The organism is Levilactobacillus yonginensis, from assembly GCF_964065165.1.
GTDB lineage: Bacteria > Bacillota > Bacilli > Lactobacillales > Lactobacillaceae > Levilactobacillus > Levilactobacillus yonginensis_A.
In genome coordinates this window covers 286,676-310,847 of sequence record NZ_OZ061549.1, presented here as the reverse complement: position 1 = coordinate 310,847, position 24,172 = coordinate 286,676, and the positions used below count along the sequence as shown (strand labels likewise).

The window sequence follows — 24,172 nt, the reverse complement described above, 5'->3', positions numbered from 1 at the left end:
CTAAACCAGCCTGCGCTGCTTTCTCTGTAAGATTCCTGCTAGCTAGTATACCGGCAAACGGCCGTGACGTCAAAGTTTGGTTGGCGTCCGCGGATTCTTGATCTCCGCGGTCTCCGCCGCCAACGTCACGTGAATCGTCTGTGCAACCGTCTTGCTAATGCCCAAGGCTTGCAAATCCTCCACACTGGCCTCACCAATCTTCTTAGTTGAGCCAAACTTCTTCAACAGTTTCGTCCGCGTCTTAGGTCCCACACCAGGGATCAAATCCAATCGGGAACTCAGAGAGTGCTTACTGTGAACCTGTCGGTGGAACGTGATTGCAAAGCGGTGAACTTCATCTTGAATTCGTTGAACTAGGTAGAAGCCTTGGCTCTTGGGGTCTAAATGAATGTGATGGTCATCGCCACCAAATAATAGGTCGGCAGTCTTATGATGATCGTTCTTCACCATCCCAGCGACGGGAATGTGCAAGTCAAATTCATCCTCTAAAACTTCCTTGACGGCATTCATCTGAATGTCGCCCCCATCCATGAGGATTAGATCGGGCATTGGTTTATTTTCCTTCAGCAAACGTCCGTAACGTCGTCGAATAACTTCCAATGTGCTAGCCGTTTCATCCGCGTGATCCACGGTTTTTAATTTATATTTCCGATATAATTTCTTATTGGGTTGACCATCAACGAACACGACCATTGCGGAAACTAAGTCCGCCCCTTGAATATGGGAATGGTCAAACGCTTCAATCTTGTGACCAGGCGCAATCCCCAGTGCATCGGTAATTTCTTTCATGGCACCAGTCGTCTTGCTCTCGTCCAACTCCAGAAGCCGAAACTTCTCTTCTAAGACCAATCTAGCGTTCTTACCTGCCATGTCCAACAAGTCCCGTTTAGTCCCTCGCTGAGGCGTTCTAACGGGCACATGAAGCAGTTCTTCGATAACCTCGTGGTCTACACTCGCCGGTAATAGGATTTCACGGGGCAACACGGTATTCTTTCGCTGATAAAACTGCACAATGAAGCTGGCCAATTCTTCTTCAGGCGTGTTGACAATTGGGAAGAGCCGCTTTTCACGCTTCATCAGCCGTGCCTGGCGAATAAAGAAGACCTGAATTGAGAGCCACCCTTTATCCATGTAAAAGTTAAAAATATCTCGTGGGGTACTATCATTAGAAATAATCTTTTGCTTTTCAACCGTGGCCTCAATATAACGAATCTGATCGCGTAAGTCAGCTGCCCGTTCGTATTCCATGTCGGCTGCTGCTTTACCCATCCGTTGATTCAAGTCCTTCTCTGCGTGGGCCACGTTACCGTTTAAGAACGATTTAATCTTACGGATCTGCGTATCATACTCGGCCTCGGGAACCTCTTTAAAGCAAGCCCCCAGGCACTGTCCCATATGGTAGTACAGGCAGGGACGCCCCTGATAACCGGTACACCGCCGCAAAGGGTAGACCTTCTGCAAGAAATGAATCGTTTCCTCCGCCGCGTAAACGTTCGGATATGGACCAAAGTAATAGGCACCGTCCTTCCGAATGTCACTGACCAACAGCAGCTGTGGATCACGTTCATTGGTAATCTTAATGTAAGGGTAACCGGTCCCCCGCTTTAATTTAATGTTGAAATAGGGTTGATGCTTTTGAATCAGGGTGATTTCCAGCAAGAAAGCTTCCTTGTCCGTAGACGTGATAATCGTTTCAAAATCAACAATTTCACTCACCAATTGCGCCGTCTTACCAGTATGACTACTCTTAAAGTAGGAGCGAACTCGGTTCTTTAAGTTTTTCGCCTTACCCACGTAAATAATCTGACTATTGATATTTTTCATGAGGTAACAGCCGGGAAGGCCCGGCAGAAGTGCCAATTTATGTTCAAGGTATTCTGATGCCAAGGATAATCCCTCCCGTTTTTATGAATAATTAGCTAATAAAGTATAAGCCGAATGCCTGTTTGGTGCAAGCAATCCACCCTCTGCTCTTAAAACTGAACATTAAATGACAAACCCGCGGAATTCTGCTAGAATAACTGCAAAAGACAAGGAGGTGGCTGAATTGGCCTTAAAGGTTAAACGGCAAGACGACCTAGACTCCATGTTCGGTAAATTTGCCCAAATGGATCCCACGGACGTAAAGCGCGATAAGTTCTTGAAGAGTAACGATTTCCACAAGAATGACAAGCGGGGTAAGGGCTTGATTAAGGATGACAAAGTTAAGCACGAGCAAAAACACGAACAGGATTAAGGGTAAAGGACTCACGGCGAACAAGCTGTGAGTCCTTTTTGTATTTAGCGTTTTGGTTGATAGCCGTCAGGATACCGCGCATTTAGCCGCTTGATGTTATCCTGTGCAACCTCGTCAAAATCGATGTCGGCCCATTGGGCAATCTGGCTCAAGTACCAGAGAACGTCACCCATTTCTTTTACGATAGCTTCGTGATCTAGATCTTGACCGTGAAACGTGTATTTCTTGACTAAGTCAACAACCTGCCCCGTTTCGCCGGCCAGCCCCAACGCACAATTCGTCAGAACCTGTTCATTGCCGTACAACGTCCGGTTAGCGGCTTTTTGATATTCATTAAATTCCACTACGATTCCTCCCCAAAGGCTTGTTGCTCGATCCAATTCCAGACGTCATCCTTACCCGACTTCTTGGGTGCCGAAAACATAACAATGTTGTCGGTACTAGGCAGATTCAACGTCTTCTTAATCTGACTGACCGTTTGGTTCCACTTCCCCCGCGCAATCTTGTCAGCCTTAGTGGCAACAATCAGCGTTGGAATCTCATAGTAAGCTAACCACTGGTACATGGTCACGTCTGCTTCCGTTGGCGCGTGCCGGGCATCAATTAATGAAACGACTCCCCGCAACTGATCTCGTTGCGTCAGATAAGTTTCAATCATTTGTCCCCACTTTTCCCGTTCAGACTTCGAAACCTTGGCGTAACCGTAACCGGGAACGTCCACAAAGTAGAGTTGGTCCTCCACGTTGTAAAAGTTCAAAGTCTGCGTCTTCCCAGGTTGACTGGACGTCCGGGCGTAAGAATTTCGGTTGATCAACACATTCGTCAGTGAGGATTTCCCCACGTTTGAACGCCCCACCAGCGCGATTTCTGGGTAACCCGTGGTGGGATACTGTACGGGGTCAACCGCACTCATGACTAATTCCACATGATTAACTTGCATTAGGTAGTGCCATCCTCTCCAAAAAATATCTTTCACCATTCTAACACAGAACTTGGTACCACAGAATTGATTCCCCGGAACTTTTCCAACGAATCCACCGTAAAGAGTGGCGGGCCGGGCTTTACTCAAATAAAAAAAGATGCCCAGCCATAGCCGGGCATCCTTCAAGTGATTCCGTTAATTAAGACGCCTTCTGATCCTTTAAGACCAATTCAGGTTCAGCATGGTCAGTAACCGTAGATGCCGTAATGACAACCTTAGCCACGTCGTTACGACTAGGTAAGTCAAACATAATGTCGCGCATCACATCTTCAATGATTGAGCGCAACCCACGAGCACCAGTGTTCCGAGCAATCGCTAACTTCGCCATTTCACGCAACGCAGCAGGTTGGAACTCCAATTGAACGTTGTCCAATGATAAAAGTTTCTCATACTGCTTAACCAATGCGTTCTTGGGTTCCGTTAAAATCCGAACCAAGTCATTTTCATCCAGTTTCTCTAAGGCTGTCAGAATTGGTAACCGCCCAATAAATTCAGGAATTAACCCAAATTGCAAGAGGTCTTCTGGAATGACATGTTGCATCAAGCTATCACCTGATGCCAGCACATTTTGTTCCTTAGAATCCGCACCAAAACCAATCGTTTGATCACCCAAACGACGCTTAACGATACCGTCGATACCATCAAACGCTCCCCCTACAATGAAAAGAATGTTCGTGGTGTCAATTTGAATGAATTCCTGTTGTGGGTGCTTCCGACCACCCTGAGGCGGCACGTTGGCAATCGTACCTTCAAGAATCTTCAACAGCGCTTGTTGAACACCCTCACCGGAAACATCTCGGGTAATCGAAACGTTCTCAGCCTTCTTAGCAATCTTATCAATTTCATCGATATAGATGATTCCTTTTTCAGCACGGTCCACGTCATAGTCAGCATTCTGCAGTAACTTCAACAGAATGTTTTCGACGTCCTCACCCACGTAACCAGCTTCGGTCAAGGTCGTGGCATCAGCAATTGCAAACGGCACGTTCAAAATCTTAGCCAGGCTTTGTGCCAGGTAAGTCTTCCCTGAACCGGTCGGTCCGATGACAGCAATGTTACTCTTTTGCAATTCGGGACCTTCACTATCAGCTTGAGCCATTTCATTAACTCGCTTGTAGTGATTATAAACCGCCACGGACAGGGTCCGCTTAGCTTCGTTTTGGCCAATAACGTACTGATTCAGTGTATTCACGATGTCTGCAGGCGTTGGAACTTCCAACGTTTCTGGTGCAGCGTCTTGACTGAATTCTTCATCAATAATTTCTTTACAGAGGTCGATACATTCGTTACAGATGTAAACACCTGGGCCAGCAACGATCTTCTGAACTTGATCTTGTGTTTTACCACAGAATGAGCAGGTTACTGTGCCATTCGTATCGGTGTTTTCAAACAATAAACTCACCCTTTCTCTCCAGGCTTAGGACTAACTAGTCAACGGTTCTTGGTCAGTAAGCCTGTCGAACTAACCAGATTCCCTATTCAATCGTGTACTATACCACAGTTAACGGCATGTGAAAATTAATTCGCCTCGTGGCCAGGAAAACTGGTTAAAAGATAGAAAAACCGGGACAACATCGCCTGTCATCCCGGTCAAAACACTGTTAACGATTATTCGTCGTCTTCAGCATCCTTCTTCTTGTCTTGCTTAGCAGAATCGGCAATCAAGTCAACTGCACTCTTGATAGCAATGTCATGCTTCAACATATCATCAGACAAGGCACTCCGCACGGCACTTTCTTCCATACCGTATTGGCTAGCTAAGTCCTTAACTTCAGCCTTGACTTCGTCTTCGCTAGGTTCGATCTTTTCGGCTTCAACAACGGCTTCAAGAACCAAGTTGGTCTTAACCCGCTTTTCAGCACCATCAGCGAATTGCTTACGCAAGTCGTCTTCGGTCGTCCCAGTCAATTGGAAGTACATCTTAGGTTCGATACCTTGTTGTTGCATGTTAGCCAGGTATTGGTCCATTTGACGGTTGATGTCTTCAGTCATCATAGCTTCTGGCACTTCGGCAATTTCGGAGTTGTCAACAGCGGTGCTGATGGCTTCATCTTCGATTGCTTCGTGAGCAGCCGTCGTCTTTTGTTCCTTCAGACGATCCTTCGTCTTGGCTTGTAATTCTTCTAAGCTGTCAACATCTTCGTCAACGTCCTTAGCGAATTCGTCATCCAATTCAGGTAATTGCTTTTCCTTAACTTCGTGAATTGTAACCTTGAAAGTGGCTTCCTTGTCACGTAAGTCTTCGGCTTGGTAATCCTTAGGGAAGGTTACCTTAACGTCCACGTTCTCGCCAGCCTTGTGACCAACTAATTGGTCTTCAAAGCCAGGGATGAAGGAGTTAGAACCTAATTCCAAGGAGTAGTTGTCAGCCTTACCACCATCGAATTGCTTGCCGTCAACGTAACCGTCAAAGTCGATAACAACAGTATCGCCCTTAGCAGCGGCTTCGTCTTCCTTCAAGACTAATTCAGCTTGTTGTTGACGTTGCTTTTTTAATTCAGCGTCAATGTCCTTTTGGTAAACACGGGTGTTTTGCTTAGTTACACTAAGGCCCTTGTATTCACCCAGCTTAACGTCTGGCTTAACCGTAACAACGGCCTTCAAGACCCAAGCCTTACCTTTGTCCATGGATTCAACATCCACTTGTGGTTGGTCGACTGGTTCGATACCAGCTTCTTTAATGGCAGCATCATAAGCTTCTGGCAAGACGATGTTTAAAGCGTCTTGGTATAAAGCTTCTTCACCATACATTTGGTTGAAGATTTGACGTGGAACCCGGCCCTTACGGAAACCTGGTACCGCTAAATTCTTTTTAGTACGTTGGAATGCTTTGTCTAAGCCTTCCTTAATCTTATCAGGAGCAATTTCAAAGGTCAGTTCGCCTTTAGTAGCTTCCTTTTTTTCCCACTTTGCAGCCATTATTTTCCCTCCGAAATGAAAGATATTACTATTTACAATTCTAGCAATTGCATACTATATTAGTGTACCTTACGCCACCGAAATTGTAAAATGATTTTTGCCGAAACACCGTGAATGGCGCGGATTCTTTGCGATTTTTCAATGAATAAACGATTTTAAAAGGTCAATCGCTATGCACCATCATCACATGAAATCTAGCCACAATAAAAGGGACCGAAAAGTTAAACTTTTCGACCCCTCTTACAGATACTTCTAATTAATCAAATTAATTAGTCATCAATTTCCGTAACGGTACCGGCACCAACGGTGTGGCCACCTTCACGAACAGTGAACTTAGTACCCTTTTCAATGGCAGCTGGTTGGATCAGTTCAACAGTGAACGTCACGTTATCACCAGGCATAACCATTTCAACGCCATCAGGCAATTCAATTACACCAGTGATATCAGTGGTGTGGAAGTAGAATTGTGGACGGTAGTTGGAGAAGAATGGCGTATGACGGCCACCTTCTTCTTTGCTCAAGATGTAGACTTCACCCTTGAACATCTTGTGGGTTTGGATAGAACCTGGTTGTGCAAGCACTTGGCCACGTACAACTTGTTCCCGGTTAACACCACGAAGTAAGGCACCAACGTTATCCCCGGCTTCACCAAGGTCCAACGTCTTACGGAACATTTCAAGACCGGTAACAGTCGTCTTCAATACGTCGTCATGTAAACCAACGATTTCAACTTCGTCACCAATCTTAACAGTCCCACGGTCGATACGACCTGAAGCAACAGTCCCACGACCAGTGATCGTGAAGACGTCTTCAACTGGCATCAAGAAAGGCTTGTCGTTTTCACGTTCTGGAGTTGGGATGTAATCATCAACAACATCCATCAAGTGAAGAATAACTTTCGTTTGTTCTTCGTCGCCTTCAAGAGCCTTCAAAGCTGAACCGCGAATAACTGGAATATCATCACCAGGGTAATCGTATTCGGACAGCAATTCACGAACTTCCATTTCAACTAAGTCGACAAGTTCGTCATCGTCAACAAGGTCAGTCTTGTTTAAGAAGACAACGATGTATTCAACACCAACTTGGCGAGCAAGCAAAATGTGTTCACGAGTTTGTGGCATAGGGCCATCAGTAGCGGCAACAACCAAGATAGCACCGTCCATTTGGGCAGCACCAGTAATCATGTTCTTGATGTAGTCAGCATGTCCTGGGGCATCGATATGCGCATAGTGACGCTTTTCCGTTTCGTATTCAACGTGGGCAGTGTTGATCGTGATACCACGTTCACGTTCTTCTGGAGCAGCATCGATATCAGCGTAATCTTCGGCCTTTGCTAAACCTTTGTCAGCAAGTACCTTAGTGATTGCAGCAGTTAACGTCGTTTTCCCATGGTCAATATGGCCAATAGTACCAATATTTACATGGGGTTTAGTTCTTTCATAATGTTCTTTTTCAGCCATTAATGAAACCCTCCTGTATTTTATCGCTAAGAATGATTAAATTAATCACCCTTTGCGTAAAATTATACTACTTCTTTTCAGAAAGGGAAAGCTGGAACCCTCCCAAAAAAGAATCCTTGACCAGTATATATGCTGCAGAATTATTTGTAAACTAAAAATTCACTCATTTTTCGGTTTTTCAGTATTTTCGCCACTTAATGGCCCAAAAAGTTCAGCCAAATACCGATTTAGGCGTTGTTGCCAGACCATAATCTCTTTTAATTTCTCAGAATCCACCCCAGACGGCGCGATTCCGCCCACTGCCTGTGCCCATAAAACGGGTTGCGTAATCACTTTATCAATAAATGGATAAAGCATCATCAACTGTAACGTAACCGTTTGTTGTAAATTGGCCGCCAGCACCGGATCATTTTGACCTAGCTCCAGTTGTAAATAATTCTGAATGGCCTGTGCCGACTGACTGGCCCCCACTGGCCTAAGGTCTTTAGTGGCAATAGTATAGGTCTGGTCATCCAGCCAGTGCAGCTGAACCGAAGTATCAACCTTTAACCGTAAAAGCTCCTCCAACAAGGTTGCACGAATTAAAGGGTGTAAGAATGGGTCAACCAACAGATATTGAACGCCTTTCATAAAAGTGGCCAATGGTAACTGTTTGGCGCGTTCCAGCCGCTGACGTTGTTCAGCAAATGAAACATCCCCCAAATGATAAAATTGCTTGGCAATCGTTTTTTGGGTCGCAGCCAGTGATTGTTCGGCTTCCCGTTCCGTCTGCTGAATTTTCTCGAGTCCTGCCTCTCGCCAGTCACGAGCACCTACCAACTCACAAAACTCACGGGCAAAAATGAATTGCTGATTCTTTAAGGCCACGGCCAATCGCAAATTAAACAGTGACTCGTTGGCCAAATAGATTTGATCCTGTTCGGCAGCGATTTGTTCCGCCGCCAGATACTGTTGGTCACGAAAAAGACTCATCACCAAATAACGGTTCAATTCAGGTGTCTGCTGGTCCTGATACAACGTTTGGAACGCAGAACTAGCTGCGGACCACTGTTGCTCTTCAAACGCCTTACGCGCCACTTCAAAGGCTTTCTCACGAGCGGCGGGACTCGAAAACTCTGCCACAATTATTTTCCCCCTTAATTCTTTGCTGACTTAAAACGGACCGAATGCCTCACTGGCTTCGGTCCGTCATCTTAATCTTTTTCGCTGGTCGTACCTTCAGGCTTACTAGCTCGCCGCCGCTTACGATTGCGATGAGCCTTATGGTTTGGCTTAGCCGCAACTGCTGCCGCTGGTTTGCCGGCCTTGGCATTTTGAGCCTTGGCTGGCACTTTTTGCGTTTTGGGCTTAGATGGTTGTTCGCCAGGCTTGTCCTTACCAGTACTCCGTCGATGATGCTGGTTAACTTCCATAATCACTGGTAGGATAACTGGCCGCCGGTGAGTATGCTCAAATAGGTAATGACTCAAGTGCTCTCTGACATCCTGTTTCAAGTGGCCCCAATCAAACTCTTTGTTATCCAAATTATTTTGAACAGCTTTGCGAATAATCTGAGCGCTTTCCTGCATCAAGTCTTTGTTAGCCTTAACGTAGACAAACCCACGGGAAGTAATTTTAGGATCAGCAACGATTTGTTTCTTCTTACGGTCAATGGTTACGACCGCAATAAAAATTCCGTCGTCTGCTAAGACTTTCCGGTCACGAAGAACGATGTTTCCAATGTCCCCGACACCGATACCATCAATCATAGTATCACCGACTTCAATTCCTTCACCAAGGCCCATCTCGCCCTTATCATAGGTCAAGACGTCACCCTTAGCCAGAATAAAGATGTGGTCCGCAGGCATGCCAAGTTCCATTGCAGCATTGGCATGGGCGTTCAATAATCGGTATTCGCCTTGAATAGGCACCAAATACTTAGGCTTTAACAGATTCAACATCAATTGTAAGTCACGTGTGTACGCATGACCTGAAGAATTGAGCTCATCCGAAATGGCCTTAACTTCGCCACCCGCCCGGTAGATCATGTCACGGGTCTGAGCAACTGTCGTATCCATGGCGTGGGAAGGCGTCGTGGTGATGTAAACCAGGTCGCCTTCCTGGATGTTCAAATCTTTTTCTTGCTTGTTAGCCATTCGTTGGATGGCCTTAATTGGTTCACCCATCTTACCAGTCTGGAGAATAACCGTTTCAGCGGGGCTCAAACTCTCTAGCTGTTCTGGTGTAACCAGCAGGTCATCGTCAAAGTCCAACTTCCCCAGTTTCATGGCCGTGTTCACAATTTTTTCAAGATCCTGCCCAGTCAGGCAAACTTTACGTCCTGTCTGTTTAGCCGCGTCAAAGACCTGTTGAATTCGCAGAATATTTGAAGCAACACAGGCAACGACGACGCGCCCTTCCTGGTAGTGGAAAGTTTCTTCAATAGATTCAGCAATGGTCTGTTCGGAGGCATTCATGGCTGGATTTTCTGCATTGGCAGAATCACTCAATACGGCCAAGACCCCGTTTTGTCCGATGGACCCCAACCGGGCGTAGTCCGTTTGGTACCCAGACTTAGCAGTTTGGTCGAATTTGAAGTCACCCGTATAAATGATTTGGCCTTCATCGGTCTTCAAGTCGATTCCCAGTGATTCGGGAATTGAGTGGGTCGTCGAGAAAAAGGAAACCGTGACGTCACCGAAATCAATTTCTGTCTTTTCATCGATCACGTGGAAATCATCGTAATCCTTCACCTTTGGTTCAGCGTTAACCCCAATTTTAGCCAAGGCAATCGTCATTTCAGAACCAAATACGGGTACGTTGAACTCACTCAAGAAGTAAGGCAACGCCCCAATTGCATCCGCATGTCCGTGGGTCAAGAAGACCGCCACGATACGATCCTTATTTTCACGCAAGTAGGCCCAGTCAGGAATGACTACGTCAATCCCTAACAATTCATTTTCCGGGTACTTTAACCCACAATCTAAAATGTAAATGCCACCATTAACGTCTACGGCATACATGTTCTTACCGTTTTCGCGAACACCGCCAAACGGAATAATCTTTATTTTTGCACTCATAAGTTCACCTCAAGTATCTTTGATAGATTCAATTCAATCCCTGGCAAATCAATCGCCAGTGTTTTCTTATGGGCAACTTCAGCCCAAAATTCGTCCATGATTAAACTTCCTCCAGTTTACCATACTTTGATGGTATACAGAACTAAGATGGCTAATCTGTTTTAAAGGCAAAAAGAAAAGCCCATCTCCCAGCGGGAAATGGACCCATAAGTCGCGTAGAATTAACGACGCAGACCTAAGCTCTTGATTAATTCACGGTAACGTTGAACATCAGTCTTCCGTAAGTAAGCCAAAAGGTTACGACGGTGACCAATCTTCTTCATCAACCCACGTTGTGAGTGGAAGTCCTTACGGTGTTGTTGCATATGAACGTTGATTTCGTTGATATCAGCGGTCAAAACGGCAACTTGGACCTCAGTAGAACCTGTGTCACCTTCGTGACGGGCGTATTGCTTGATGATTTCGTTTTTCTTTGCTTGACTAATAGCCATGGTAAATATACCACCTTTCAAATAAGTGCCCCAAACTGAGTAAATCGACGGTGGCCGCCCGATGAACTAAGTTAGAGGTTTGTGCTTTTGCACAGTTATCAATCATACTGAACTTGACTTAAAATAGCAAGCCTTTTCCACCAAGTAGCTATCAAGTAAAATTACTTTACATTTATCGAGCCTAGCTATTGCATTCAGTCGGTGCCTTCTGTATAATAACTTACGTTGAAATTAAGATTTCCGGTACAAAGGATTTCTCATTCGGAGGTGAAATTTTCATGCCAATTATCAAATCAGCAATCGAACGTGCCAAGACGAACGTGAAGGCTAACGAACGCAACTCTGCTCAATTGAGCACTATGCGGACTGCCGTTAAGCGTTTTGAAGCAGCCAAGACGGCTGGCGCCGACAACGCAGAAGAATTATACCGCGCTGCTAGTGCTGCAGTTGACAAGGCCGCTTCAAAGGGCTTGATCAAGCGTAACAAAGCTTCCCGTGACAAGTCACGGATGGCTGCACGTTTAGCTAAGTAATCAATTAATCAACATGATTAGATGATGCAATCAGGGGGTCGACCAATTGGTCGACCCCCTTTTTTGTCCATTTTTATATTTTCTACGCTGGCACTTGAGCTGCAAATTGTGTCATGAAGAGCGAAAATAACATCTCCGGTTCCATGGCCGTCGACTTCATCTGCTGCTCGACCCGAAATAATCCTAGGTACGCACGGTTTAGGTCGGTTAACTTGAATCTACGATGTGATTGCAACGCTAGTTTGATTCTATATGGATGGACCTTTAAAATGCTGGCAAGTTTTCCCTGACTATAGCCCTGCTTAGCTAAAATCTTAGTTTGAATCAACAGCCGAAATTGTCCTTGCAAGATGGCATTGATTCGTAGAGGTTCCTCCTTGGCCAACAGCAGTTCACGATAAAGGATCACCGCCCCAGCCGTATCCTTGGCCAAAACTCGGTTGACCAGATCAAAAACATTTTGGGTCAATGTCTGTCGAACTAAACCAGTCACAGCACTTAACTGAATTTCCTTTGCCGGCAATGCGAAAAGTTCCAGCTTAGGTAGCTCACTCATCATAAGCGTTAAATCAGCATCCGTTCGCTGAATCAACTCGTTTAACGCATCTGGAGCCATAGTGTACCCCGCACGCTTCAATTGATTGCCGATAAATTGGCGAACGTCTCGCTCGGAAAAATTGCCGATTTCAATCGTTGTAGCCGTTTTTTTCAGTTGTTTGACCACTTTTTTACGACCATCTAGTTTTTCATAGGGCGCAAAGAAGACGAGTACCGTGCTCGGCATTGGCGACCCCAAGTATGTTTGGAGACTGTCGATATCGTGATCAACCTTTTGCTTCTTCGTTTCCCCCGTCAAAAATTGCGGGTTGTCGATACAAACAACGCGGCGTTCACCAAAGAATGGGGCTGCCATCGCATCATCCAAGGCAACTGCTAACGGAACCGTATCCATGTCATAACTGGCAAAATTCATTGTTTGCTCTTCAACAGGCACACTATTTTTAAAACCTGCCTTTAGTCTGCGCTGCAAATAATCTGCCTCGCCTAAAATCAGATAGACGTTCGCTAATTGGTCGCCTTTATCCAACGTTTTTAAGAGTTCGTTAATCGTCACGTCGCTTGGTCCCCTTTTAATTTAGTTTGCCAAAAACCATGTGTTCCGTGATAGGAATAGCGGATCATTCCACTCGTCTGAGTACTTACCGCCGGTATCTTCAAATCATTGAGGGTCGCTAGTGTCTCCTGATTGGGATGGCCATAACGATTCTGACGCCCTGCTGAAATGATTGCCCACCGCGGTCTCGTTTGTGCCAAAAACGCGGGGGCACTTGCCGTTTTGCTACCATGATGTCCTAATTTTAACACGTCCGTCCGTAGCTGCGGGACCGCGTCTAATATTTTTTGCTCACCAGGACGGTCTAGGTCCCCCATAAACAGAAAATTTTGGCCACCAAAGTTTCCTTCCAGCGCAAGGGAGTTGGCATTCTCGGCCGGAGCCGCTTCAAAGGGATGCCGTATTTTAAGTGGCATGGTCATCCCCACCTTAATGGGTTGAACGGGCACCCGACTACCATGTAACAGGTGCTGCCAACTCAGTTCCTTCTCCATCCCCGCCGGTACTAAAATTCGGCCAATCTGCATTTCCTGCAAAAAAGCCGGTAAATCACCAATATGATCTGCATCGTGGTGGGTCAAGTAAAGATCATCAATGTGGGTAATCCCACGACTACGTAAATAAGTCAGGCTGGTCCGCGTAGCAGCATACGTTGCGGGCAATCGTGGCACCCAGTCTGGTTCACGAAACCCCAGACGACCACCGGTATCAATTAAAGAAATCCGCCGATTATACGGCTCACGAATCAATATGCTGTCTCCTTGGCCTACGTCAAAATAAGTCACCTCTCCAGAACACGGTATGTGAATCATCGCATATGCAATTCCATAACTGGCTAGCAACCCGTAAATCCAGCGGCGGCGTTGAACCACTGGCCGGGTAAATAGCCCCCAAGTCAGAGCCACCCACACCCACGTTAGCCACCAGACCGGTTGACCAAAGACCACGTTTCCCGGAAGCTTCCCCAACCATCCTAGAAGGCCATCTAAGCTCCCTAAGACAGTTGCGGCCCACTGGCTAACTATTGGCAAGTAGTGACCGCTCAGCGTGCCAACCACCGTGATCGGTAAAATAATGGTGGGAAACAGTGGCACAATCACCCAATTTGCCAGTAGTGTCAAAAAATGCCACTGAAAGACACCACTCAATAAACTAGGCAGACTGAGGAGCGTTAGCCCCACTTGACGCCAATAGCGCCGTTCAGTAGCTAACAAAATCAAGGCTAAAGATAACCCATAGCTCAGTTGACCACCTAGCTCAAACAATAAACCAGGATTCAATACTAGACCAGCTACAAGCGCAGTCGCCCAGGCATCTAAGGTCCCAATCGGTCGGCCAATTCTTTTCCCCAAGAGCTGTATCCCTCGCATCAAACAAGCCCGGAGAACACCACTACCGCCGCCCGCCAAAATAAAGTATCCTGGTAACCCCAACAATAGCAACCACTCCCAGTGTTCCCGGGCCAACCGTAAGTGTACCAGTAACCACGTTAGCACACTGAGGACCAAAGCAACGTGCATTCCCGAAATTGCAAAAAGATGCAACAACCCCAGCTGACGCATCCCTTGTAGTTCTAAAGCCGTCTCAGCCCGCTTCTGCCCCGGAAACAAGCCCAAGGCATAGACGCTCAAAGCGCCTGGTAGTCCTTCACAGTAATGAATTAGCTTTGCCCGCCAACTATGCCACCAATCACCAAACCAGCCGTACAACGTACTCTGAGCACGTTGTTGACTAACTAATTCTGTAACAGCTATCGTCTTAACGATCCCTCGTCGCCGCCAATACTTAGCAGCATCAAACTGACCGAAGTTGGTTGCCGGCAAGATTCCCTGTTGCTGCCCTTGAATCGACCACAGCTGGGGTTCTGCCACACGTTGTAAGGTTGCCAATTCACTAGCTGATTTCACCCGACCATGAATTAATACTGACTCACCAGTCTTCACCACCCTTGCAGCCAGGTAATACGCCGCACCGCGTACTGAGATGGCATCCGGCTGAACCCGGAGCTGCAAGCTTACCGGTGAGGCATGCAAATAACTAAGTTCCCGCTGCTTAAGCTGGTGCTCTCGTAATGCCAAGTAGCCTGCCATGAGAAAGAGCACACCAGCCATCACTGCCAGAACTCGCCATGAACGTAGCGTAATGACCCGCCCCACGGCAATCACCAGCAACAAACACCCACCCCAAAAGTGACCACCAATCATAACGGTATAGGCTGCCACGACCAAACTAATGAGAAACCAATGGCCGGGCGCCACTAATCCTGCTTGGGTTGATCAAAGGACAGATGCGTCAACATTTCAGGTTCAACCGTCACTTGATTTAGCTCAACGCCCTTTAATGCAATCAATTTTTGTGCATACGGGTCGTTATGATAATTGCGCATGTAAGTGATTTTACGAATTCCTGCTTGTAACAACATTTTGGTACATTGCAAACAAGGGAAATCAGTCACATAAATTTCGGCGTCATCAGTTGCTTCACCAAACTTGGCGCACTGCAACACCGCATTCATTTCAGCGTGAATCGTGCGGACACAGTGCCCATCAACCAAATAACAACCTGCATCTAAACAGTGGTCATCTCCCGAGACGGAACCGTTGTATCCCGCCGCAATGATTCTCTTATCCCGGACAATCGTCGCGCCCACAGACAACCGATTACAGGTACTCCGTGTAGAAATCACTAACGCTTGCAACATAAAATACTGATCCCAAGGAATTCGTTCACGCTTCACAATCATTACCCCATTTTCAAATTTTATTTTTAAGTATACCACTGTGCTTAAACAGTGAGTTGATCCTGCAAGTTAGCAACCGTCTTGTCACCAAAACCCGGTACTTGACTTAAATCCTTGACCGTCTTAAATGACCCATGTTCCGAACGATAATCCACAATCTTCTGGGCCTTCTTCTCTCCGATCCCCGTCAACTGCTGAAACTCGGTCACAGTTGCTGTATTCAAGTTAATCACCGCAGCTGGCCCATTACTACCTTGTTTTGCAGGTGTGCTACCGTTCGGCGATTCCACCGCGGAACTAGCAGTCTGTGCGGCTGGAACTTTCTCACCCTGCAACGGAATATAGAGCTGTTGTTGATCCGTTAACTTCGTTGCCAAATTGACTTGCTGTCGGTCGGCACGGGTGGCCAATCCGCCAGCAGCTTTAATGGCATCCGCCACCCGCATCTCCGCCGCAAACTGATAGAGCCCCGGATGATTAACGCCACCCTGAACATCGACAAACACCCGAGTATCATGGCTGCTAGCCGAACTGGTGCCCCCACTCACATGGGTCGTATTCTCTCTAACAGTTCCCGTCCCGTGCTGAACTGCCTGCGCGGCCGGTGGTACTGCAGCTGGTAATGGCGCTGGTGTCGCTGGTTGTCGTAGCAACAGGCCACTTACAATTCCCATAACGACCAAGGCGATGACACCACCGATAAGCCACTTATCCCGTTGTGAACGGTCCCACCACCACGCCTTGATATTTTCCACACTGATGACCCCCTTTCCCACTAACTCCGTATTTAAGCCAAAACTTTTTGCGCAAAACAAAAAAAGCTTGAAAAAAATCCAAGCTTTTCGTTATTAATGGGTTTTCAAGTAATGAACCGCGTCATTAAAGTTTTTAACCGGAACAACTTTCATGTTGGGTGCATACTTTTTAGCAGTTGATTTAGCCAACTGATAGTTTGTTTGATGGTGTTCTTCGTATTTCAACAGTAACTTGCTAGGTTTGACATATGGTGCAAAAAAGACAGTGGCACCGGCGCGTTTCGCAGCAATGATCTTTTTATCAATACCACCGATCTCACCGACATTACCATCACCGTCTACCGTCCCCGTTCCAGCAATCTTCTTACCGTGGCGCAGATTTTGACCCGTTACCTGCGTGTATACCTGTAAACTAAACATCAGTCCACCAGATGGACCACCAATATTGCCAGCATCGATCGACACCTTTGGCTTCGCCGTCACCTTCACATTGTCAGTTAGGGTAATTCCAATTCCAGCTTTCTTGGTTGGCAACCGCATAAGCTTGGCCGTTGCTTGCTCCGTCTTCCCTTTATGCTTAAACGTAATCGTTGCTTTTTGTCCGACCTTTTGCTTTTGAATGTACTTCTGATAGCCAACCATCGAATCAAAATGGCGACCGTTAACCTTAGTAACCGTATCGCCAACCTTTAACGCCTTGGCAAACGGTGAGGTCTTGTCTACACTCACCACATAAATACCAAGATACGTTCGCTTAACGGTCTTATTGGCTGCTTTATACGCCGTATAGATTGATTCATTGATGGCATCTTGCATGTAGAAATCCTGCACCCGGTCGTACGTTGCTGTACTGACACCACCCGTGGCTTCATCAATACTCTCGATGGTGTCATAGGCGTGTAAACTGGCATACAGGTACGTTGCCGGCGTTGCTTGCGACTGTATGACCGACGTAATCATGAATTTTCCCTTATGAGTATCGGTATGGCCTGGTATTTTTACAAATGCCTTTAAATCGTCTGCCTCTCCTGGACCCTCGATGTACTTAGGAAGCGGTAGGAAAAGGAACGCCAAGATAGCAATACCGATAGTAACCAGCAGAACTAACTGACGCCATTGACGTCGCGTCCAATATCGCATCTACTGGTCACCTGCCAATCGCTGAGCCAATGCCTGCGCAACCGCTGCCGGGACCAAGTTTGTCAGGTCACCGCCAAAGCGCGCCACTTCCTTCAGTAAGCTGGAGGAAACAAATTGATACTGTGGGTCTGTCATGAGACAAACTGTATCCAAGTCTGGTGCTAGGGCTCGGTTCATCCCGGCAATCCCCTGTTCAAATTCAAAATCCGCACTATTTCTAAGGCCCCGTACGAGAACGGTTGCGTGAACAGAACGCAAAAAATCAACGGTCAAACCACTCTCTATCTTCACGGAAACGTTAGGCAGATTGGCGACACTAGCCTCAATAAAAGCCACGCGTTCAGCAGCCGTAAACAATCCCCGTTTGGCGGTATTTTGGCCAACACCCACGATTAACTGGTCAAACATGCGACTAGCTCGGGCAATCAAATCCAAATGGCCATTGGTCAACGGATCAAAACTCCCTGGAAAAACGGCAATCGTCATTCAGCTTCACTCCCCACCGCGTAAATCGTCAGTTCCGTGATGCCATAATCACGCCGTTCAACCAAGTCAAATCCCGCAATTTCATCGGGCAACTGCGCGTTCTGATCAGTCTCACAAACGATGCGGGCCGTGCCCGTTAATAAGTTTAGCTCCCGTAAAACACCTATTTGGTCAACAATCTTCTGTTGAGCATATGGTGGATCAAAGAAAACCAAGTCAAATTGGTCTCCTCGGTCGCTCAGTTCCTTAACGGCCTTATTTGCATCTCGTTTAATGATTTCAAACCGGTCCGGTGCCTTCGTCACTGCCACATTATCCTTGATGGTTTTAATCGCCGCATACTGCCGATCAATCAAAACCGCTTGCTTGATTCCCCGAGAAACAGCCTCAATGCTCAGCCCACCGGAACCCGCAAATAGGTCCAGACTACGACCCCCATCAAAGTACGGGCCAATAATGTTAAACAACGCTTCCTTGACCTTATCAGTGGTCGGACGAGTTGCCATTCCAGGAACGGCCTTTAACCGTCGCCCACCAAAGTCACCCGCAACAATTCTCATTTCTCATCATCCTTCGTTTCATCTTCGGAATTTTCGGCGACCTCTTCGGCAACACCGTTAAAACTTTCGGTAATTTCTGGTCGTGCAGAGGCCACCACGCGCTTAACGAACCGTAGCTTGTTCAGTTGCTCCGTCAGACTCGTCACGTCCTTTTGATCAACGTACAACACCACGTAGCGCATCTTCTTGGAGACGTACATGACGGTGCCATACCGTTTTAACTGCCGGGTCTGCTTCAGACTGTATGTGTAAACAATCAAGCTCTGCCGCGGTTGGATTTCAAATGTCATGTTCTGACCTCCTCTACTCAATGTGTCGCCCGAAACCGTTTCTGTCGGGCGCTAATATTCATGACCGTCCCCATCACTAATGCCAAGGTCCAGGTACTAGACCCCCCATAACTGATAAATGGAAAAGTCACCCCAGTAATCGGTAGCATCCCCAGAACGCCACCCAAATTAAAAATCGATTGAATGGTTAAATAGGTAGCAACCCCATAGCAAATCAGAGATTGGTACGTCGAATTACTGCGAATCCCAACTAACAGAATCCGCAAAATTAACATAAACAGCAAGGTGACGACAGCCAGCGCTGTAATGAGTCCCAACTCTTCCGTTAAAATAGCCATAATAAAATCCGTGTTAGGTTCAGGTAAGTATCCAGTTTTCTGGATACTATTCCCCCAACCGACACCAAAGATTCCCCCATTACTCAATGCATAATACGAATTGACCAATTGCTGGCCAACACCCTGCGAATGAGCAAACGGGTGAACGAAAGCAACGATTCGTTGTAACTGGTAAACGTTCTTGGCAAAACCCATTTCTGAAACCTTGGTCAGCAATGGGAAAACAATCAGGACAACGAACAATAGTGCTGCACCAAAAATTGACACGGATTTTTTGGTACTAATACCACTCGCCAATATCATTACAAAAATAATGGTGGCGTTGATGGTTGCCCCACCCAAGTCAGGTTGGACAAGAATCAGACCCACAATTCCGGCACAGATAGCCAGTGGCCAACGCATGGTTGCCCACCAACCATAAAGTTCAATGTCATCCTGTCTTTGCGCAATGACGTTGGCTAACCAAATAATCACGTAAAATTTTACGAATTCAGCGGGTTGCAGACTGATTGGCCCCAGGTGGAACCACCCAGCCGCCCCATTAATAGTCTGTCCCATTACTAACAACAATAATAGTGACGCCAAAGCGGCATATCCAGCATATCGCAAAATATTTTTATCACGGAGCTTATTAATGTTCAACATAATCATGAAGCTCACGATAACTAAGCCCATGATCACATAGACTGCTTGCTTGAACAGGTAACTCCCGGGACTCCCCCCGTTTTGCGAACCAATATCCGCACTCGCCGAGTACACCATGACGATACCCAAAACACTCAAAATGAGGTACGGCACCACTAGCCAATAATCTAAATATTTTAACTTCTGCATACGATTCATTCGCTCCAAGTCCACCGTCCAACGACGGCAATCGAATATTTTCATTATAGCATAGCTGTTCGGAGTTCTGTCGACAAAAAAGCCGGCAAGACGCGTGGTTTGCCCACTCACCTTGCCGGTAAAGATTCATTTAAATTTACTTCTTAGCTTTAGACGCAGTCCGGCGCTTCTTAGCAGCCTTTTCACGTTCACCAGTGTTCAAGATTTGCTTACGCAAACGAACGTGTTCTGGAGTGATTTCACAGTATTCATCTTCGTTGATGAATTCGAGTGATTCTTCCAGAGACATCTTCAATGGTGATTTAACCTTAGCGATATCTTCAGAACCAGCAGCCCGGACGTTGGTTTGGTTACGGCCACGCGTGATGTTGACAGAAATGTCGTTGTCACGGCTATTTTGACCAACAATCATACCTTCGTAGACTTCAGTACCAGCATCGGTAAAGATGAGACCACGGTCTTGAACGGCCATGATAGCGTACGTCGTAACTTTACCAGAATTGATTGAAACCAAAGTCCCGTTATGACGACCAGGGTTCCAGTTCTTGATAACTGGCAAGTACTTGGAGAAGGTATGGTTCATGATTCCGTATCCACGCGTTAAGGACAAGAATTCAGTGGAGTACCCAATCAACCCACGTGAAGGTGCTAAGAAGGTCAAACGCGTTTGACCGTTCCCAACGGCTTCCATGTTCTTCATTTCACCCTTACGTTGAGAAAGCGTGTCAATGATTGAACCCGTGTATTCGTCAGGTGTGTCAATTTGAACAGATTCAAATGGTTCGCAACGAACATTGTCCACATTTCTGTAGATAACTTCTGGACGAGAAGCTTGCAATTCGTAACCTTCACGACGCATTGTTTCGATCAAGATGGACAAGTGAAGTTCACCACGACCAGAAACGATCCAGGCACCAGGATTGTCGGTGTCGTCAACCCGCAAGGAAACGTCGGTATGCAGTTCACGCTTTAGACGTTCTTCGATTTGACGAGACGTCACAAACTTACCTTCACGACCAGCGAATGGTGAGTCGTTAGTCCGGAAAGTCATTTGCAAGGTTGGTTCATCGATCCGCAAGATTGGTAGTGGTTCCAACGTATCAGGCGCCACAACAGTTTCACCAACGTTGATTTCATCCATACCAGATACAGCAATCAAGTCACCAGCTTGGGCTTCGTTGATTTCCAAACGCTTCAAACCGAAGTAACCAAATAACTTAGTAACCCGGAAGTTTTGCTTAGAACCATCAAGCTTCATAACAGTAACACTGTCGCCGACTTTAACCTTCCCACGGAAGATCCGGCCAATCCCGATACGACCAACGAAGTCGTTGTAGTCCAACATGGCAACTTGGAACTGTAAAGGTTCGTCGGTGTTGTCAATTGGTGCTGGGATGTGCTTGATGATGGTGTCAAAGACAGGCTTCATCGTGTGTTCTTGCGCTGAAATCTCTGGTTCATAACTAGAAGTCCCATTCATAGCAGATGCGTAAACCACTGGGAAATCCAGTTGGTCTTCATCAGCACCCAATTCGATGAAGAGGTCTAAGACTTCGTCAACAACTTCGGATGGACGGGCACCTTCACGGTCAACTTTGTTGATGACCACGATAGGTGTTAAGTGTTGATCCAAGGCCTTCTTCAAAACGAAACGGGTCTGTGGCATCGTACCTTCATAGGCATCGACAACCAGTAAAACACCGTCGACCATGCGCATGATCCGTTCAACTTCACCACCAAAATCGGCATGTCCTGGGGTATCCAAGATGTTGATTTGCTTGTCGCCGTAACGAACAGCGGTGTTCTTGGACAGGATCGTGATGCCCCGTTCCTTTTCGATTGCGTTAGTATCCATGGCACGGTCGTCAATGGCCGTGTGTTCGTCTAACGTATCGGATTGTTTAAGCATTTCGTTAACCAGGGTCGTCTTCCCGTGGTCAACGTGGGCAATGATGGCAATGTTACGGATATCATCTCTGAATTTCAAGTGTATTTCTTCCTTTCATGCTTGTTGAATTAGATGGATCACGGCATGCTTACCTCGGTAAGTACGCTTTATTGTAGCGTCAATAGCCGGTAAAGTCCATCCGTACTGACCGGTCGCATAAAAAAACTGTGACAGTGTCACAGTGAGACGTCATCTTCTTCAATTTGGAGAATATCACGTTGCGCTTTTTCCGTCGCTACTAGTACAAGGTTAGATGATAGCATATTGAGTGGTTTCCCGTCAATAGCAGACACCCGAACGCCCAACGTGTTCAGCAAAATTTGACCGGCAGCAATATCCCAAGGTTTGAGGTGAGAAATATATCCCAACGTTTTACCACGCATGATATTGATCATTTCAATACCAGCACTCCCATAGACTCGCATTCCAGCGCTAACGTGAACGATTTTTTGCATATGAGCCACATCGTGAACCACTAAGGGGCCACTAGCACCAATCAATCCATCGGCTAAAGCCAGATTCGTTGGATTACTGAGCCGTTCATCATTAGCCCAAACACCACCGAGCTGCGGGCCGCCGTAATAAAGCACGTCGTTCATCACATCATCAATATAACCAAGTTGCCCCTGACCATCTTGATAGATACCGATCATAATGGCGAAATTATCTCGCTGCTTGACGAAGTTCATAGTCCCATCAATGGGATCGACAATCCATACGCGACCATCTAGGCTCTTCAAATCATCACCAAAACCCTCTTCACCTAGTATGTGGGCTGTGGGATCAATTCGTCGAATACCTGCAATTAAAAACTGCTCGTTCGCTTTATCAACGTTAGTCACCAGATCTTTACGATTAGTCTTTTCATTGACTGTCAGTGGATCTGTCATTTTTTCTAAAACGTTCGCCCGGGCTTCCTTAATTAATGCCGTGACCTCATCGTTCAACCGTTGCCAATCCTGACTCATTATTTCGCCGTCCCCTTCATTTTGATTTGTCCGCTGGTTTGCCGAGCTACCTTCATTGTTCGATAGATACTGTAGCCTGACGCCGTCTCAAAAGCCTTATCCAACTGTTTCTCCTCAAACTTTTGTGGTACGACCTGCTGAAAAGCCCGGTAGGCAGTTAATAAAGCGGTACTTGCCACGCCCTGACTCTGCTCATAGGCATCTTCCACCCGTTGATAAAGCGTGGTAACAGCCACAATGTCGGTCGTCGACCAATCCGGTTGTAAGGGATACTCATAATTATTTGCTTCCATGTTTTAGTTTCGTCCCTCCGTTTGATGACTTTCAATTTCTTGAATTTGATCACGTAATCCTTGAATCTGTTCATCATAGGCCTGCTGTTCATCTTCAGCCAGAACCAGATTAGTCAAATGTTTAACGCCACTAGCATTTACCAGGACCGGTGTTCCAGCCGCATATACTGGCTCCTCAGCCTGAATATTGCTAACCGCCACGATGAGTGGTTGATCAGCTAACACACCCCTTAGCAGGCGAATAAGCCCCATAAAACGCAAGACAGTTTGCTGCTCCTTTGCTTCACGGTGTAGCCAGGTGGCCATTTTACTCAAATCTTCGGCACTAAACCCTGCATCCTCATTGGCCAAGTACATCAAAATAGGTGCCGGTCCTACATACGTTCGGCTCCAAGCGACAATTGGATCAACCGCCGTTCCAACGACAGCCGCCTGAATTGCGGTAGCCCCGACACCGAGTCGTTCGGCCAACCGATAAGTCAGTAACCGGGTCAATGGGTAAGTCCCCAATCCCCAAATTTGATTAGGCTGCAAGCCAGAAAACTTCCACGCAAAATACGTCATCAATTCATCCTGAGCACCGCAGAATATTAGCTGGCCTTTAAACCCATTTTCCACAATTCTATTCATCAGCACGCGCAACTCAGACACAGCAGTCGAAACCTCGGTCTCAGCTTCGTACCGATCCAAAACAACCAGCCAGGTAGCTTGGCCGTAATCGGCAGCTGTTCCAACCCGCACGCTCAAATGGGGACAGATAGCACTGGCCACCACGAGCGGCTGGTAACGGGGTGTATCGTCAGTCGTATTCGGCATTACAACCACATCTAATGGCAGGTCGGTGACCAACAATTGCTGAATCAATTGACTGGCCTCTTCATAGTTCCCTTGAATCATTAAAATCGGCTTCATGGTGACCCTCCCCTTTGGCGAAAAAGTAAACATGATTCCATTATAAGTGAACCTACCGGGATAGCAAGTTGTTACGCCTATTTTGTGCCAAGTGGTGAAGACAGT

24 protein-coding genes are annotated in these 24,172 nt (G+C 46.6%); 2 read left to right on the top strand and 22 right to left on the bottom strand.

Annotation, left to right across the window (positions count from 1 at the left end; genetic code table 11):
• Positions 1 to 69: 69 nt before the first annotated feature.
• Entirely contained in the window at positions 70 to 1,887 is a 1,818-nt protein-coding gene (gene uvrC, locus AB3Y94_RS01520; RefSeq protein WP_367294825.1) for an excinuclease ABC subunit UvrC, read from the bottom strand.
• Positions 1,888 to 2,047: 160 nt separating this feature from the next.
• Between uvrC and AB3Y94_RS01515 the strand changes: the two genes are divergently transcribed.
• Positions 2,048 to 2,236, top strand: coding sequence for an SPJ_0845 family protein (locus AB3Y94_RS01515; protein WP_125684911.1), 189 nt, complete (start codon positions 2,048 to 2,050; stop codon positions 2,234 to 2,236).
• Positions 2,237 to 2,280: 44 nt separating this feature from the next.
• On the opposite strand, the gene AB3Y94_RS01510 is transcribed toward AB3Y94_RS01515, so the two are convergent.
• The 8 genes from AB3Y94_RS01510 to rpsO form a co-directional block, all read right to left on the bottom strand.
• Positions 2,281 to 2,580, bottom strand: a complete 300-nt coding sequence (locus AB3Y94_RS01510; protein ID WP_367294824.1) for a nucleoside triphosphate pyrophosphohydrolase family protein — start codon at positions 2,578 to 2,580, stop codon at positions 2,281 to 2,283.
• Positions 2,580 to 3,176 carry a ribosome biogenesis GTP-binding protein YihA/YsxC gene (gene yihA, locus AB3Y94_RS01505; RefSeq protein WP_367294823.1) on the bottom strand — a complete coding sequence of 199 codons (597 nt, stop codon included), beginning with the start codon at positions 3,174 to 3,176 and terminating at the stop codon, positions 2,580 to 2,582. Before yihA ends, AB3Y94_RS01510 begins: the two co-directional genes overlap by 1 nt.
• Before the next feature lie 181 nt (positions 3,177 to 3,357).
• Entirely contained in the window at positions 3,358 to 4,611 is a 1,254-nt protein-coding gene (gene clpX / locus AB3Y94_RS01500; RefSeq protein ID WP_367296464.1) for an ATP-dependent Clp protease ATP-binding subunit ClpX, read from the bottom strand.
• Between the two features lie 215 nt (positions 4,612 to 4,826).
• Positions 4,827 to 6,137 (bottom strand): trigger factor, encoded by a 1,311-nt coding sequence (gene tig, locus AB3Y94_RS01495; protein ID WP_367294822.1) that lies wholly within the window; start codon positions 6,135 to 6,137, stop codon positions 4,827 to 4,829.
• A 269-nt stretch (positions 6,138 to 6,406) separates the two neighbouring features.
• Positions 6,407 to 7,597, bottom strand: coding sequence for an elongation factor Tu (gene tuf / locus AB3Y94_RS01490; RefSeq protein ID WP_367294821.1), 1,191 nt, complete (start codon positions 7,595 to 7,597; stop codon positions 6,407 to 6,409).
• A gap of 159 nt (positions 7,598 to 7,756) precedes the next feature.
• Complete coding sequence (locus AB3Y94_RS01485) at positions 7,757 to 8,719, bottom strand: hypothetical protein (protein WP_367294820.1); 963 nt, start codon at positions 8,717 to 8,719, stop codon at positions 7,757 to 7,759.
• A gap of 71 nt (positions 8,720 to 8,790) precedes the next feature.
• Entirely contained in the window at positions 8,791 to 10,656 is a 1,866-nt protein-coding gene (locus AB3Y94_RS01480; protein ID WP_367294819.1) for a ribonuclease J, read from the bottom strand.
• A 221-nt stretch (positions 10,657 to 10,877) separates the two neighbouring features.
• Positions 10,878 to 11,147: a 30S ribosomal protein S15 gene (gene rpsO / locus AB3Y94_RS01475; protein ID WP_125577216.1), complete on the bottom strand. Its 270-nt coding sequence runs from the start codon at positions 11,145 to 11,147 to the stop codon at positions 10,878 to 10,880.
• Positions 11,148 to 11,425: 278 nt separating this feature from the next.
• Between rpsO and rpsT the strand changes: the two genes are divergently transcribed.
• A complete protein-coding gene (rpsT, locus tag AB3Y94_RS01470; RefSeq protein WP_367294818.1) occupies positions 11,426 to 11,680 on the top strand; it encodes a 30S ribosomal protein S20 in 255 nt (84 codons plus the stop codon).
• 82 nt (positions 11,681 to 11,762) lie between these two features.
• On the opposite strand, the gene holA is transcribed toward rpsT, so the two are convergent.
• The 13 genes from holA to AB3Y94_RS01405 form a co-directional block, all read right to left on the bottom strand.
• The gene (holA, locus tag AB3Y94_RS01465; protein ID WP_367294817.1) at positions 11,763 to 12,794 is read right to left on the bottom strand and encodes a DNA polymerase III subunit delta; all 1,032 of its coding nucleotides are present in this window, start codon (positions 12,792 to 12,794) and stop codon (positions 11,763 to 11,765) included.
• Complete coding sequence (locus AB3Y94_RS01460; protein WP_367294816.1) at positions 12,791 to 15,016, bottom strand: DNA internalization-related competence protein ComEC/Rec2; 2,226 nt, start codon at positions 15,014 to 15,016, stop codon at positions 12,791 to 12,793. The genes holA and AB3Y94_RS01460 overlap by 4 nt, the downstream gene beginning before the upstream one ends.
• 35 nt (positions 15,017 to 15,051) lie before the next feature.
• The gene (locus AB3Y94_RS01455; RefSeq protein WP_367294815.1) at positions 15,052 to 15,537 is read right to left on the bottom strand and encodes a ComE operon protein 2; all 486 of its coding nucleotides are present in this window, start codon (positions 15,535 to 15,537) and stop codon (positions 15,052 to 15,054) included.
• Positions 15,538 to 15,578: 41 nt separating this feature from the next.
• Positions 15,579 to 16,289 (bottom strand): helix-hairpin-helix domain-containing protein, encoded by a 711-nt coding sequence (locus tag AB3Y94_RS01450; RefSeq protein ID WP_367294814.1) that lies wholly within the window; start codon positions 16,287 to 16,289, stop codon positions 15,579 to 15,581.
• A 93-nt stretch (positions 16,290 to 16,382) separates the two neighbouring features.
• Complete coding sequence (locus AB3Y94_RS01445) at positions 16,383 to 17,429, bottom strand: SepM family pheromone-processing serine protease (RefSeq protein ID WP_367294813.1); 1,047 nt, start codon at positions 17,427 to 17,429, stop codon at positions 16,383 to 16,385.
• The gene (gene coaD, locus AB3Y94_RS01440; RefSeq protein WP_367294812.1) at positions 17,430 to 17,915 is read right to left on the bottom strand and encodes a pantetheine-phosphate adenylyltransferase; all 486 of its coding nucleotides are present in this window, start codon (positions 17,913 to 17,915) and stop codon (positions 17,430 to 17,432) included.
• Positions 17,912 to 18,475, bottom strand: a complete 564-nt coding sequence (gene rsmD, locus AB3Y94_RS01435) for a 16S rRNA (guanine(966)-N(2))-methyltransferase RsmD (RefSeq protein ID WP_367294811.1) — start codon at positions 18,473 to 18,475, stop codon at positions 17,912 to 17,914. Before rsmD ends, coaD begins: the two co-directional genes overlap by 4 nt.
• The gene (locus AB3Y94_RS01430) at positions 18,472 to 18,765 is read right to left on the bottom strand and encodes a YlbG family protein (protein WP_367294810.1); all 294 of its coding nucleotides are present in this window, start codon (positions 18,763 to 18,765) and stop codon (positions 18,472 to 18,474) included. Before AB3Y94_RS01430 ends, rsmD begins: the two co-directional genes overlap by 4 nt.
• A gap of 17 nt (positions 18,766 to 18,782) precedes the next feature.
• Positions 18,783 to 19,937 (bottom strand): FtsW/RodA/SpoVE family cell cycle protein, encoded by a 1,155-nt coding sequence (locus AB3Y94_RS01425; protein WP_367294809.1) that lies wholly within the window; start codon positions 19,935 to 19,937, stop codon positions 18,783 to 18,785.
• A 145-nt stretch (positions 19,938 to 20,082) separates the two neighbouring features.
• Positions 20,083 to 21,933 carry a translational GTPase TypA gene (typA, locus tag AB3Y94_RS01420; protein WP_367294808.1) on the bottom strand — a complete coding sequence of 617 codons (1,851 nt, stop codon included), beginning with the start codon at positions 21,931 to 21,933 and terminating at the stop codon, positions 20,083 to 20,085.
• 137 nt (positions 21,934 to 22,070) lie between these two features.
• Positions 22,071 to 22,862: an inositol monophosphatase family protein gene (locus tag AB3Y94_RS01415; RefSeq protein WP_367294807.1), complete on the bottom strand. Its 792-nt coding sequence runs from the start codon at positions 22,860 to 22,862 to the stop codon at positions 22,071 to 22,073.
• On the bottom strand, positions 22,862 to 23,155 hold the full coding sequence (locus AB3Y94_RS01410; protein WP_367294806.1) for a UPF0223 family protein: 294 nt from the start codon (positions 23,153 to 23,155) through the stop codon (positions 22,862 to 22,864). Before AB3Y94_RS01410 ends, AB3Y94_RS01415 begins: the two co-directional genes overlap by 1 nt.
• 3 nt (positions 23,156 to 23,158) lie before the next feature.
• Complete coding sequence (locus AB3Y94_RS01405; RefSeq protein ID WP_367294805.1) at positions 23,159 to 24,067, bottom strand: lactate dehydrogenase; 909 nt, start codon at positions 24,065 to 24,067, stop codon at positions 23,159 to 23,161.
• Positions 24,068 to 24,172: the final 105 nt, after the last annotated feature.